The organism is Micromonospora sp. WMMA1363 (assembly GCF_030345795.1).
Classification (GTDB): Bacteria; Actinomycetota; Actinomycetes; order Mycobacteriales; family Micromonosporaceae; genus Micromonospora.
This window is the reverse complement of sequence record NZ_JAUALB010000001.1, coordinates 1228715-1242223: the sequence shown is the minus strand read 5'-3', so window position 1 is coordinate 1242223 and position 13509 is coordinate 1228715. Positions and strand designations below refer to the sequence as shown.

Below are 13509 nucleotides of genomic sequence, written 5' to 3'. Positions count from 1 at the left end.
GATCGACAGGGCCGGCCGACCACGGACCGGCGAATGCCGGTCGACAGAGCGCCGCGTCCACCAGGGCGCCGAGCCGGAGCAGGCCGAGACAGAAGGTCGATCAGCGGCTCGCGTCGGCCACCCCGGTACGCCAGCACCCGACCACTGGCAGTCCCCCGCAACCGCCCTATCGGCCCACGACGACCCGCATGTCGTCGGACAGCCGGCGGGTCACACCCCGCCGGTCCAGCAACTCCAGCAGGGGCACGGCCACCCGACGGGTGGTGTCCAACGCCTGCCGGGCGGTGCTGAGCGTGAACGGCTGCGGCAGCCCGGCAAGCACTCGCACGGCGTCGTCGATCGCCCCGGGCAGCAGCACCACGTTGTCCGCCAGCCGGAGCAGCGCCCCGGCCCGCACCGCGGCGCCGATCTCCCGGGGGCCCAGTCCCAGTTCGGCCAGACGTTCCGCCCCCGGGGCTCGGAACGGGTGCGGCGCGTACGCCGCGCGGGCCCGCGCCACGGCCCGGGCCACCGGCTCGGGCAACGCGTCGGCCGACCCGGCTGTGACCCGGCCGGCGTCCAACCGCAACGGTGGCTGCACGAGGGCCGCGACGAGCGTCCGATCGGGCAGGTCGAGGCGCTGCCTCAACAACTCCACCGGGGCGCCGGGATCCAGCGGGTGCGCGCGGGCGTGCCGGTCGACCTCCGCCGCGAGCCGGAGGCCGAGTCGCCGCCAGTGCTCCGGGTCGGCCAGCCACTGCCCGGTGACCGGCCGACCGGCCGGCACGACACCCATCCGAGTGAGGTCGCCGGCGCTGACCAGCCCACGACGGCGCAGCTCGCCGGGGAGATCCGGGCGACCGTCCACGGTCGCCAGCACGGCTGCCCGCGCGACCGCCGCGCCCCGCCGGCGCAGCGGCGGAGGCGCCACGTCCAGCACGGTCACGCCACCGGCGACGTGGTGGTGACCGGGGTCGCGCAGCAACGCCCGGTCGCCGACCAGCAGCGGCAGCGGGCGGGCCAGCCGCAGCCGGACGGTGTCCGGACCCAGCGGGCGGACCCGGGCGGACACGGCGGCGGAGCCGGCGTGCAGGGTGAGCGTGGCCGGCAGATCGGCGGCAAGGTCACCGGTCACCCGGACGTCGAGCAGGTCGGTGCGGCCGAACCGGCCCGGCGTGAGCAGGGCGTCGCCCCGACCGAGGCGTTCACGGGAGATGCCGCGGAGGTTCACCGCCACCCGGGCGACCGCGGCGACCTCGCCCCGGGCGACGCCGAGGGCCTGTAGCCCGCGTACCCGCACAGGCTCACCGGTGGCCGCGAGTTCCAGCTCCTCGCCGACGGCGATCCGGCCCGCGCCCAACGTCCCGGTCACCACCGTGCCGCTGCCCCGGACGGTGAAGCTGCGGTCCACCCACAGCCGCACCGGCGCGTCCGTCGCCGGGGCGGGCACAGTGCCGGCCAGCCGGTCCAGGGCCGCTCGTAGCTCCGGCAGCCCCGCGCCGGTCACCGCGCTCACCGCCACCGCGTCGATCGCGGCCAGCGACGTACCGACCAACCGATCCCGCGCCTGCGCCGGCCCCGGCGCGGCCAGGTCCGTCCGGGTCACCACCAGCAGTCCGGCGGACACGCCGAGCGCGTCGAGCGCGGCCACGTGCTCGACGGACTGCGGCATCCAGCCCTCGTCGGCCGCGACCACGACCAGCGCCGCCGGGACCGGGCCCACCCCGGCGAGCATGTTCGGCACGAACCGCTCGTGCCCGGGCACGTCGACGAACGCGGCCGTACGCCCCGACGGCAGTGCCGTCCACGCGAACCCGAGGTCGATGGTCATTCCCCGGCGACGTTCCTCGGCCCACCGGTCCGGCTCCATCCCGGTCAGCACCCGCACCAGGGTCGACTTGCCGTGGTCGACGTGCCCGGCGGTGGCCACCACGAGCATGCTCAACCGTCCACCGGGGCACGTCGCACGGCGGCGCGGACGGCGGCGTCGTCAGCGGCGGGAACGCAGCGCAGGTCCAACAACAGCCGGCCCCGGACCACCCGGCCGAGCACCGGCGGCGCTCCGGTGCGCAGCGGCTGGGCGTACGACTCGGGCAGGCTCACCGCCCACGAGTCCAGCTCCACGCCCGGGGCGCCGCCGCCACCCACCACCGCGGCGACCGGCACCACCTCCGCCTTGCACCCGTCAGCGACCAGGGCCTCGCGCAGCCGCTCGGCACGCTCCCGCAGCGCGGCCGCGTCGGCATACAGCGCCGCCCGGGTCGGGGTGAGGGCCGGGTCGGCGAGGGTCGCCCCCAGCGCGGCGAGGGTCAGCTTGTCCACCCGCAACGCCCGGGCGAGGGGATGGCGGCGCAACCGGTGTACCAGTTCGGCGTCGCCGAGCAGCAACCCGGCCTGCGGTCCGCCGAGCAGCTTGTCACCGCTGGCGGTGACCAGCGCCGCCCCGGCCCGCAGGGTGGTCGTGGCGTCCGGCTCGTCGGGCAGCAGCGGTTCCGGGACGAGCAGCCCGGAACCGATGTCGGCGACGACCGGCGCCCCGAGGGTCGACAGCGCCCCCACCGGCACCGCCGAGGTGAAGCCGCTGACCCGGAAGTTCGACGGATGCACCTTGAGCACGAAACCGGTCCGCGGGCTGAGCGCCGCGGCGTAGTCGGCCAGGCTGGTGCGGTTCGTGGTGCCCACCTCGCGCAACCGGGCACCGGTGCTCTCCAGCAGATCGGGCAGGCGGAAACCGTCACCGATCTCCACCAGTTCACCGCGGCTCACCACGATCTCCCGGCCGGCGGCGAGGGCGGTGGCGGCGAGCACCAGGGCGGCAGCCCCGTTGTTGACCACGTGCACCGCCCCGGCGGCGGGTACCGCGGCGGCGAGCGCGTCGAGGGCGTCCCGTCCGCGCCGGGCCCGCCGGCCAGTGGCCAGATCGAGCTCCACATCGGTGTGACCGGCGGCCGCCACGACCGCGGCGACCGCCGCCGGGGACAGCGCCGCGCGGCCGAGGTTGGTGTGCAGCACGACCCCGGTCGCGTTGAGCACCGCCCGGGGTGCCGGTGACACGCCCAGGGCGGCCAGCGCGGCGCACGGCACCTCCTCGGGTGTGATCTCACCCCGCCGGGCCCGCTCCTGCGCCCGCCGCACCACCGCCTTGACCCGGTCGCGGCCGACGCCGGCGAACCGCGGATCCGCCAGCAGTGCGTCGGTGCGCGGCACCCGTCGGCGCGGATCGGCGTTGCCGTCGGCTGTCACGTCTGCTCCCACCAGGCTTGGCGGAGACGGACGGGAATCGAACCCGCCTGGCCCGGATCCCGGGCCACACCGGTTTTGAAGACCGGGAGGAGCACCAGCCGCCTGAACGTCTCCACACAGCATTTGACCACACCGCCGCAGCGAATCCGGATCGGATGCCGGGACGCCCGGACCGCGCGGTCGACGGCACGTGCCCGGGACCGCGGCACCCGATGCCGGTCGACCGTCGTTCGCCGGAGGCCCTCGCCGGCCGTCAGCCCTCGCCGGCCGCCGCCCGGCGCCGGGCGGCGCGTTCCCGCTGCGGCAGCACCGTGTACCTCGGGTCCCGCGCCGAGGCGACCCCGCCGTAATAGATCCCGAACCGGGTGGCCACCGACGCCGCGAGCAGCGCCGCCCCCGACAGCGCAGACACCGCACGGCTGCGCCCGCCAAGCAGCGCCCCGGTCACCCCAGCGGCGGTCAACGCGCGGCCGACGCGCAGCAACCGACCCGCCCGCCCGGTGGTGTAGGGCTCACCGAGCAGGCCGAGCCGGGTCTCCACCCGGTGCACGCCGGACAGTTCCAGCACCGCGCCGGCCACCGCCAGTCGGCGAGCCGGGTGGGCCTGGTCGGGCGGCGCGGCGAGCAGGCCCACGGCGGCGCCGCTGGCCAACGCGCTACCAGCGAAGATCACCGGTAGTTCCGGGTACGCCTCGTGCCACGAGGGCACGGCCGTGTCGGCCAGCAGCACCCCGGTGTACGTGGCCAGGGCGGGCGCGGTCACCGCCGCGGTCAGCCCGGCGGCGTGCCCGACCCATGGAAGCACCCCACGCAGCGGCCCGAGCGGCCCGCGGCGGGGCAGCCACGGCGCCACCTCGGCGACCGCCGCGAGCCCGGCGACCGGTCCGTAGGCGGTGAGGATCCAGGTGCCGACCGACATCGGGGAGGTCGGCTTGGCCACCCGCAGCATGTGGTGGAACCGTTCCGGCCGACCCAGATCCCTGATCAACAGACCCGCGCTGGCGGTGACCGCCGCCAACGCGGTGACCCGCCCGGCTCGGCGAAGCGCCGGTCGGCCGGTGAGCTGGCCGCCGGCGGCCAGCAACGACGAACCGGCCGCCAGGCCACCGGTGAACAGGTACCCGGCGATGTCCCGCGTCCAGACCGGTGCCTTGAGGATCGGCTGCCCGTAGTACGAGGTGAACTCCGCCGTGGGGACGCGGACCTCCTCCCCGCCTCGACCGCGTCGCCCGGCCGCCCGCCCCGCCGGGTCCCGGCCGACACCGGCCGCGCCCGGAACCTCCGGACCGGCCCCGTCGAGCCGGACGCGGGGCCGGTGGTATCGGCCGTTGGCCGGCGGACTCACGAGGAACCTCCGACGAACGCGACGACGGCCGCCGCCGCCATCGCCAGGGCGGCCAGCCCGGCCCGCTTCCACATCAGGGGCAGGTCCCGCGTGGTGACCACCGGCTCCGGCGGCAGACCGTACACCTCCGGCTCGTCAAGCAGCAGGAAGAACGCGCCGTCGCCGCCCACGCCGTCGGTCGGCTCGTGCCCGTACAGGCGGGCCTCGGTGACGCCACCCTCGTGCAGGGTCGCCACCCGGGCGGCAGCCCGCTCCCGCAGCTCGTCGAGGGGACCATACTGGATGGACTCGGTGGGGCAGGCCTGCGCACACGCCGGGGTCATCCCGGCGCCGAGCCGGTCGTAGCACAGCGTGCACTTCCACACCCGACCGTCGTCCCGGCGCCGGTCGATCACCCCGTACGGGCAGGCGGACACGCAGTAGCCGCAGCCGTTGCAGATGTCCTCCTGCACCACGACCGTGCCGAATTCGGTGCGGAACAGCGAACCGGTCGGGCAGACGTCCAGGCACGCGGCATATGTGCAGTGCTTACACACGTCGGACATCATCAACCAGCGGAACTCGGTACGCTCCTGCGCACCGACGCCTCGCCCGGGCGGCTGTGACCCGGGCATGCCGAGGAACTCGGTCCCGGCCCGGACGGCCCCGTCGGGCGCGCCCGACGGGGCGCCCGGGCCGGTGCCCGCGGCCACCGTCGTCGGGGACGCGCTGTCCGTGCCACCGACAGCCACGCGGGACGACGGTTGCCCGGCGGGCAGTGGCTGCTCGACGAACGCCACGTGGCGCCAGGAGTTCGCGGTCAGCGCGCCGGTGTTGTCGTACGACATGCCGAGCAGGTCCAGCCCCGATCCGGGCACGTCGTTCCACTCCTTGCACGCCACCTCGCAGGCCTTGCAGCCGATGCAGACGCTGGTGTCGGTGAAGAAGCCCACCCGGGGCGGGGCGTCAGGCCAGCCGGCTTCCGGGGCCGGGCCCCGGGGCCCGGACCGGCTGTTCGGGTCAGGAAACATCGGCACCCCCGTCGCTGTCCCCCGCCGCGGTGTCGGTGACCGGACCCGACCGCTCGCCGGATCCGGTCGTCGGCAGCGTGCCCGGCGTCACCGTCGGCGGTGGGTGACCCGCCACTATCCCGGCCCGGCGGCAGTAGTCGGCGACCAGCTCACGTAGCGCCCGCCCGGTTGGACGGCGGCCCGCGCGGACGTCACAGGTGCCGACCTTGCTCTCCTGGATCAGCACGTTCGGGTCCACTGTGATGCCGAACAGGTCGTTGGCGGAGTCGCCGGTGACCAGCCCCTCGTAGCCGAAGTGGTACGGCAGCCACACCTGGTGGATCAGCCGCCCGTCCACCCGCAACGGCGTGAGCCGGTCGGTGACCAGCACCCGCGCCTCGACCACCGCCCGGCCGGAGACCAGGTGCGCCCAGCCCAGATGGACCAGCTGGCACTCCGCCGCGACCGCCGGGGACACCTCGACGAACATCTCCGGCTGCAACTCGGTCAGGGGCGCCACGGTGCGGCTCATCCCACCGGCGGTGTGGTGCTCGGTCAACCGGCTGACCGTGAACACGTACGGGAAGACGTCGCCGTGCTGCTGCGGCGGGCTCGGGTTCACCGAGTTCACCGGGTGCGGGTACACCTTGCGAGTCGGGTTGGCCTGCTGCTGGTACAGCGGGTTGCGCACCGGGGACTCGGCCGGCTCGTAGTGCGTCGGCAGCGGACCGTCCAGCACGCCCGACGGCGCGTACAGCCAGCCCTTCCCGTCGCCCTGCATGACGAACGGGTCGTCACCGGCGAGGGCCGCCGGCCCGGTGGCCCTTGCCGGTGGCCGGTATGTCGGCGGCTTGGTCCGCTCGAAGTCCGGCACGTCCCAGCCGGTCCACTCACCCGCGTCGGCGTCCCACCACACGTACTTCTTCCGCTCGCTCCACGGCCGGCCCTGCGGGTCCGCCGACGCACGGTTGTAGAGCAGGCGGCGGTTCGCCGGCCAGGCCCAGCCCCACTCGGCGGCCACCCAGTCCTGCTCGTGGCGGCTGCGGCGGCGGGCCGCCTGGTTGACGCCGTCGGCGTACACGCCGGCGTAGATCCAGCAACCGACGGCGGTCGTGCCGTCGTCGCGGGCCTCGCTGAACCCGGACAACGGGCGACCGGTCCCCACGTCGTACCCGTTGATCTCCCGTAGCACCGCCTCGGCACTCGGCTCCGCGTGCCGGCCGTGGGTGGGGTAGTCCCAGGTCAGGTCGAGCAGTGGTCGGTCCCGGGCGGTGGTCGAGCCGGCCAGCCTCTCCCGTAGCTTTCGCCCCAGGTGGTAGAAGAACCACAGCTCGGAGCGGGCGTCGCCCGGTGGATCGACGGCCTTCTCCCGCCACTGGAGCAGCCGCTGCGTCTGGGTGAAGGAGCCCTCCTTCTCCACGTGCGCGGCGGCCGGCAGGAAGAACACCTCGGTGCCGCACCGCTCCGGCACGATCTCCCCGGTGGCCACCTCCGGGCCGTTGCGCCAGAACGTCGCCGACTCGATCAGGAACAGGTCACGGACGACCAGCCAGTCCAGGTTGGCCATACCGAGACGCTGCGCCCGGCCGTGCGCCGAGCCGACGGCCGGGTTCTGGCCGAGCAGGAAGTATCCCTTGACCTTTCCGTCGATCATGTTGAGCACCTGTTGGTAGGTGCCGTGGTCACCGGTCAGCCGGGGCAGGTATCCGTAGCAGAAGTCGTTGTCCGGGGTCGCCGCGTCCCCCCAGTACGCCTTCAGCAAGCTCGCCGCGTACGACCGGGCGTTGCCCCAGAAGCCCTTGTGGTTGGGGTGGACGACGCTGTTCACCCAGTCGTCGAACGTCGGGTGGTCGGCGTGGTGCGGCATCGGCAGGTAGCCCGGCAACAGGTTGAACAGGGTCGGGATGTCGGTGGAACCCTGGATGCTCGCGTGCCCGCGCAGGGCGAGCACCCCGCCGCCCGGCCGGCCCATGTTTCCCAGCAGCAGCTGGATGATGGCGCCGGTGCGGATGTACTGCACGCCGACGCTGTGCTGCGTCCAGCCCACCGAGTAGATGAGGATGCCGGTGCGCTCCCGGCCGGAGTTCTCCGTCCAGGCGCGGGCCAGCTCCAGGAACCCCTCCCGGGGGATGCCGCACACCCGCTGCACCATCTCCGGCGTGTAGCGGGCGAAGTGCCGCTTGAGGATCTGGTAGACGCAGCGCGGGTGCCGCAACGTCTCGTCCCGCTGCGCGGTGCCGTGCACCCGTGGGCCGTGTGACTCGTGTTGCATGCCCGCCGCGACATCCCGTTCCGTCGCGGTGTGCCCGCCGCCGGAGTCCTGCTCATGGCCCGCGTACTGCCAGCTGTCCTGTACGTACGTGCCGGTCCGCGGGTCGAAGCCGGAGAAGATGCCGTCGCCGTCTTCGGCGTCGACGAAATCCTCGCTGACGATGGTGGCCGCGTTGGTGTACGCGAGTACGTACTCCCGGAAGTCCAGCTCGTTGCTCAGAATGTGGTTGACCACGCCGCCGAGCAGCGCTATGTCGGTGCCCGCCCGGATCGGCAGGTAACTGTCGGCCAGGGCGCTGGTGCGGGTGAACCGCGGGTCGACGTGGAACACCCTGGCCCCACGCCGCTTGGCCTCCACCACCCACTGGAAACCCACCGGGTGGGCTTCCGCCATGTTGGAGCCCTGGATGATGACGACGTCAGCGTTGGCGATGTCCTGCTGGAAGGCGGACGCGCCACCACGACCGAAACTGGCCCCCAGACCGGGGACGGTGGCGGAGTGTCAAATGCGGGCCTGGTTCTCGATCTGGAGCGCCCCCATCGCGGTGAACAACTTCTTGATGAGGTAGTTCTCCTCGTTGTCCAGCGTCGCCCCGCCGAGGCCGGCGATGCCGAGCGTCCGGTTCAGCGGGCGGCCCTCGCTGTCGACGTCCTCCCAGGTCTGCGCGCGGGCGTCGAGGATCCGGTCGACGATCATGTCCAGCGCGGTGTCGAGGTCCAGATCCTCCCACTCGGTGCCGTACGGCCGGCGGTAGCGCACCCGCGTCTCCCGCAACGGGCTGGTCACCAGGCTCTTGCTAGCCGCCCCCTTCGGGCACAGCCGCCCCCGCGAGATCGGGCTGTCCGGGTCGCCCTCGATCTGGACGACCTGCTCGTCGGTGACGTACACCCGCTGACCGCATCCCACCGCGCAGTACGGGCACACCGACCGGGCGGTCCGGTCGGCGGTCCCGGTCCGGGCGGCCAACTCGGCCGACCGCGCCGACTGGGCCGCGGCGCCCCGGCCGAGCCGGTCGGCGCCGGTGAGCTGCCGGTAAACGGGCCACCCCGCGAGGAAGGAGCGCAGACCCACCGCGTTCCTCCTCTCCACCGACCGATGCTGACCTCCTGAACATAAGACAGTCGCCCCGGTCGCGCGACCGGTTCACCGAGCCGGCGTGTGCCGCCCGGCTGGCGTTGGGTTGGGTCTCCCCCGTCCGGGCCCGGACCTCGACGGTGGGGACGCCGCATGTGTGGCGCCGCCCCGTGCCTGGTAGGGGCACGGGGCGGCGCCGCGTGTCGGCGTGCAGGTCGCCTCTCGGCGAGTGGCACGACGCGGCTCCAGCCGGACGGTATTCCGCGAAGGCGATATGGGTGAGGCCCGGGGACACTGGACACACCGACGCTCGACTCAACACGCCGCCCGGGCAACGTCTTCCGCCATGGCTGGTGACGGCGGTCACAGCCCGGACACCGCAGCCGCCCGCGGCCAGCTCTCGGCCGCCAAGCGACCAGCCGACGCGCCACAACGTCCACCGCCGGACGCCGGACCATGCCGGTGGCACGCCGCCGGCCGCACCGGCGCTACGCTGACGGGGTGCAGGTCCGCTCCCCCACCACGGCCCCCGTGCCTCACCTGGCGCGTCCGGGCCGACCCGTCGTCGTGACCCGCACCCTCGCCGAACTGACCGGCCCGACCCACGGCATGATCGAGTTGCCGGTGCGGTTGATGTGGTGTCCGGACCGGAGCTTCGACCTGGACGACCCGGACCACGTGCTGTGGATGTATGAGAACGTCCTCCGGGAGACCACCCGCAGCGACGACCTCCGCGGCCTGATCGACGGGCGCACGCTGCAACGGGTGTGGCGGCTGCTCAACTTGCCCCGGGCGTACGACAGGCGTGGGAGAGCCGCCACCCGGGCTTACGCTCGGGGTGACCACCGACCACCTGCACGGGTTCTACCGCGAGGTGGCCCGGCTGGCGCTGTCAGCGGCCGGGCCGCACCGGTTCGTGCTCGGCGGTGGGGTGGCCTGGGCAGCGTACGGGCTGGTGACCCGCCCAACCGAGGACGTCGACCTTTTCGCCGACGTCGAGGGGGCCGCCGCGGCAGCGGCCGGGGATGTCCGGGCGGTACTGGAACGCGCCGGGTTCGCGGTGGCGGACGCGGATCCCGACAGCGACCTGCCCGGGCTGTTCGACGGATTCGACCGGGACATGCGGGACTTCGTGGTCAGCCGGGACGGGCGGCGGCTCCGGCTCAGTCTGGCCCGACTGGACCGGCACCGCAGCCCGGTCGTGATGGATCTCGGCCCGGTGATGGACGTACGGGATCTCGTCGCCAGCAAGACGGCCGCCCTGGTGAACCGACGGGAGGTCCGCGACTACATCGACGTGGCGGCGGTCCTCGACCGGCATGACGTGGCCGGGCTCCTGGCGCTGGCTCGGCAGCTCGACCCGGCCCTCGACCCGGACGACGTCCGCGCGGTCGGGCGCTATCTGGACCGGCTCGCCGAGTCCCGGTTCGTCCGCTACGGGCTGGACGCCGTCGACGTCGCCCACGTCAGGCAACGCTTCGCTGGCTGGCCCCGGTGACTCCGGTGACTCCGGTGCTACTCGACGCTCGTGTCGTGGGGCGCACACCCGGTAGCCATCCTAGGATCCTGGGTGGTATGACGATGGGTCGGTGGTGCTGGAAGCCGGCGCAAGCACGTCGACCGCCCGGGTGGGCAGCCGGTTCACCAGCGCCAACGCAGCTCGCACCGGCACCCTGGACAGGGTCTCGTCGAAGCTGGCCCGTCCCTGGCAGAACCGGACGAACATCCGCCACCCGGGCGGCGTCGCCAGCAACGAGTGGAACACCTCCGGCCGCCGGGTGAACGCGTCCAGGAGACGGTGCCCGGCCAGCATCGAAGGAACCAGGTCGTCGGTGACCGCCCGCTCGTAACGGGTCAGGTCGTCGGCGGCCACGGCCGCACCGGCGAGGGCACCCGAGCGCAGGGCGTAGCTGATCCCCTCCCGGCTCCACGGCTCCAGCAGCCCGGCGGCGTCACCCGCCACGATCACCCGCCCCCGCCGCAGCGGAGAATCCTCGCTGCGGCAGCGGGTGAGGTGTCCGGAGTCCTGGACCGGCTCGACGCCGGCCAGCCCCAGCCGGGCGACGAAGGACCGCAGGTACGCCCGGGTCCGCTCGCCCGCCCCACGCGCCGCGATCACCCCGACGGTGAGCAGGTCCCCCTTCGGGAAGACCCAGGCGTACGAGCCGGGCAGCGGGCCCCAGTCGAGCAGCACCCGGCCACGCCAGTGGTCCCGCTCCGCCGGCGGCACCGGCAGCTCCAGTTCCAGCCCCAGGTCGATCTGCCGATGGCGAACCCGCACGTACCGGGCGGTCACCCCCGAGGACCCGTCCGCGCCGACCACCGTACGGGCGGTCACCGCGTCCCCGTCGGCCAGCCGCAGGCGTACCCCTTCGGGCTCCTGCTCGACGGCGCGGACCGCGACCCGCTGTCGCAGCACCGCCCCGGCCGAGACCGCGGCCGCCCGAAGCCGGTCGTCAAACTCCTCCCGGCGGACCATCGCGACCAGCGGGCCACCAACATGGCGGCGGGTGAATCCACGTCGCCCGTCCCGGGTGAACGTCACCCGGTCCACCTGGTCGTGTGCGGGCACCTCGATTCGGCTGGCCACCGCGGCCAACGACGTGCCGATCAGGCCGCCCCCGCAGGTCTTGTAACGCGGATGCGTGGCGCGTTCGACGACCAGCGTTCGGACGCCCGCACGGGCGGCGACGTACGCGGCGGACAGGCCGGCGGGGCCCGCGCCCACCACGGCGAGATCCCAGACGGTCACCGCTGCAGCCTAGGGCACGGCACGCGGATCGGCACGACGCCGACACCGCCCGATCGGGTGGGCATCTTCGGTCACCTGCCGGGTAACCGCGGCGCAGGCCGCCTGCGCCGTGGGCGGGTACCGAAGGAGGAGGACCATGCAGCAGGTGCAACTGTCGGAGGTCGAGGAACGGGTGTACGACGCGGTCGCGGCGCTGGAGGCGCGCGGCCAGGTTCCCTACCCGGACCTCATCGCCGAGGAGTCCGGGCTGACCGAGGAGCAGCTGCTCGCGCCCCTACACCAGCTCACCGAGAAGAACCTGCTGCACCGCGAGGACTCGCCGATGGCCGGCCTGGACTTCGGCCCGCGGTTCTGCGCACGCCAGATGGCGTGACGGTTCGGTATCCGGGCTCGGGGTAGCGGTCGAGGCATGCGTGACCGTCCGTCCCCGGGCCCGACGACGAACCGGGTCGGCGGCAGCCCACCGCTGCGGCGCCGCCGCCGCGGGCCGGCTCTCGCTGTCGGTCTGCTCTCCGCCTTCATGACCCTGCTCGACATCAGCATCGTCTACGTCGCCATCCCATCGATCCAGCGTGCGCTCGACGCCTCCCCGAGCAACGTGCAGTGGGTACTCGCCGGATACGCGCTGACGTTCGGGCTCGTGCTCGTGCCCGCCGGACGGTTCGGTGACGCACGCGGACGACGTACCGCGTTCGTGGTCGGCATCACACTGTTCACGGTCGCCAGCGCCGCCGCCGGAGTGGCACCCTCCCCCGCCTGGCTGGTCACCGCCCGCCTGTTTCAGGGGGCCGCCGCAGGCATGATCAACCCGCAGGTCGCCGGGCTGATCCAGGAACTGTTCCGGGACTCCGAGCGGGCCCGGCCGTTCGGACTTCTCGGGGCGAGCATCGGCATCTCCACCACCGTCGGTCCACTGCTCGGCGGTCTGCTCATCCACCTCGGCGGCCCCGAACACGGCTGGCGGTGGGTCTTCTTCGTCAACGTGCCGATCGGGCTCGTCGCCGTTGTTCTCGGCTGGCGGGTTCTGCCCCATCGCGCCCGAACCGGCGCCGACCGCATCCGGTGGGACCCGGTCGGCGTGTTGCTGCTCGGGCTCGGCGTGCTGTTCGTCCTGCTGCCCCTGGTGCAAGACCACTGGCGGAACCAGACGAAGTGGCTGCTCGTCCCAGCCGGGTTGCTCGCGCTGGCCGCCTTCGCCGGCTGGGAACGGTGGTACGCCCGGGACCCGCTGTTCGACCTGCGACTGTTCGGCCTGCGCTCGTACGGGCTCGGCGCGCTGATCGCCCTGTTCTACTACAGCACCTTCGCCGCGATCTTCTTCGTCCTCGCCCTGTACCTGCAGCACGGCCTGGGCTACAGCGCGCTCGTCACCGGCCTGGCGATCACGCCGTTCGCGGTCGGCCTCGCCGCCGCGTCGGCGCTCGGCAGTCGACTCGTCAACCGCTACCACCGGCCCCTGGTGGCGGTCGGCCTGCTCACCGTCATCGCCGGCCTGCTCACCGTCGCCCTGACGGGCGATCGGGTTCCCGCCGGAGTGCCCACCCCGTGGTGGACGGCCGCGCCGCTCCTGCTGGCCGGGCTCGGCGGCGGCCTGGTACACGGGCCGAACCAGACCCTCACCCTGGCCCAGGTGCCGGTGCCCCGGGCCGGCAGCGGCGCGGGGATGCTCCAGACCGGGCAACGCATCGGCTCCGCCGCCGGCGTCGCCGGCGTCGGATCCGTCTTCTTCTCCACGGTCCGGACGAGCGGCGGCGACTGGTCGGCCGCGTTCCGCCACTCCCTGCTGCTGGCCACCGGCATCCTCGCCCTCGCGCTGGTCGCGGCGCTGGTCGCCAGCGCCGGCGAGCGCCGCTGA

At 73.8% G+C, this 13509-nt stretch carries 8 protein-coding genes, 1 tRNA gene and 2 pseudogenes; 4 read left to right on the top strand and 7 right to left on the bottom strand.

The genetic code is table 11. From position 1 onward, the window contains the following. Positions 1-166 precede the first annotated feature (166 nt). The 6 genes and pseudogenes from selB to fdh form a co-directional block, all read right to left on the bottom strand. On the bottom strand, positions 167-1918 hold the full coding sequence (gene selB, locus QTQ03_RS05660) for a selenocysteine-specific translation elongation factor (RefSeq protein ID WP_289280694.1): 1752 nt from the start codon (positions 1916-1918) through the stop codon (positions 167-169). Between the two features lie 2 nt (positions 1919-1920). Continuing rightward, positions 1921-3222, bottom strand: a complete 1302-nt coding sequence (selA, locus tag QTQ03_RS05655; protein ID WP_289277048.1) for an L-seryl-tRNA(Sec) selenium transferase — start codon at positions 3220-3222, stop codon at positions 1921-1923. Positions 3223-3240: 18 nt separating this feature from the next. Next, positions 3241-3336 (bottom strand) — tRNA-Sec (locus tag QTQ03_RS05650). Between the two features lie 139 nt (positions 3337-3475). After that, positions 3476-4567: an NrfD/PsrC family molybdoenzyme membrane anchor subunit gene (gene nrfD / locus QTQ03_RS05645; protein ID WP_353890568.1), complete on the bottom strand. Its 1092-nt coding sequence runs from the start codon at positions 4565-4567 to the stop codon at positions 3476-3478. Beyond that, on the bottom strand, positions 4564-5577 hold the full coding sequence (locus QTQ03_RS05640) for a 4Fe-4S dicluster domain-containing protein (protein WP_289277047.1): 1014 nt from the start codon (positions 5575-5577) through the stop codon (positions 4564-4566). The genes nrfD and QTQ03_RS05640 overlap by 4 nt, the downstream gene beginning before the upstream one ends. Before the next feature lie 114 nt (positions 5578-5691). Then, positions 5692-8899: pseudogene (gene fdh / locus QTQ03_RS05635) on the bottom strand (formate dehydrogenase); the annotation flags it as partial. A 504-nt stretch (positions 8900-9403) separates the two neighbouring features. On the opposite strand from fdh, the pseudogene QTQ03_RS05630 reads away from it, so the two are divergent. Together QTQ03_RS05630 and QTQ03_RS05625 are read left to right on the top strand one after the other, a co-directional pair. After that, positions 9404-9744: pseudogene (locus tag QTQ03_RS05630) on the top strand (hypothetical protein). Then, complete coding sequence (locus tag QTQ03_RS05625; protein WP_289277046.1) at positions 9741-10400, top strand: nucleotidyl transferase AbiEii/AbiGii toxin family protein; 660 nt, start codon at positions 9741-9743, stop codon at positions 10398-10400. The pseudogene QTQ03_RS05630 and the gene QTQ03_RS05625 overlap by 4 nt, the downstream one beginning before the upstream one ends. A gap of 60 nt (positions 10401-10460) precedes the next feature. On the opposite strand, the gene QTQ03_RS05620 is transcribed toward QTQ03_RS05625, so the two are convergent. Next, entirely contained in the window at positions 10461-11654 is a 1194-nt protein-coding gene (locus tag QTQ03_RS05620; protein ID WP_289277045.1) for a geranylgeranyl reductase family protein, read from the bottom strand. Between the two features lie 136 nt (positions 11655-11790). Between QTQ03_RS05620 and QTQ03_RS05615 the strand changes: the two genes are divergently transcribed. Then, on the top strand, positions 11791-12027 hold the full coding sequence (locus QTQ03_RS05615) for a hypothetical protein (RefSeq protein ID WP_289277044.1): 237 nt from the start codon (positions 11791-11793) through the stop codon (positions 12025-12027). 36 nt (positions 12028-12063) lie between these two features. Continuing rightward, positions 12064-13509, top strand: a complete 1446-nt coding sequence (locus QTQ03_RS05610) for an MFS transporter (protein ID WP_289277043.1) — start codon at positions 12064-12066, stop codon at positions 13507-13509.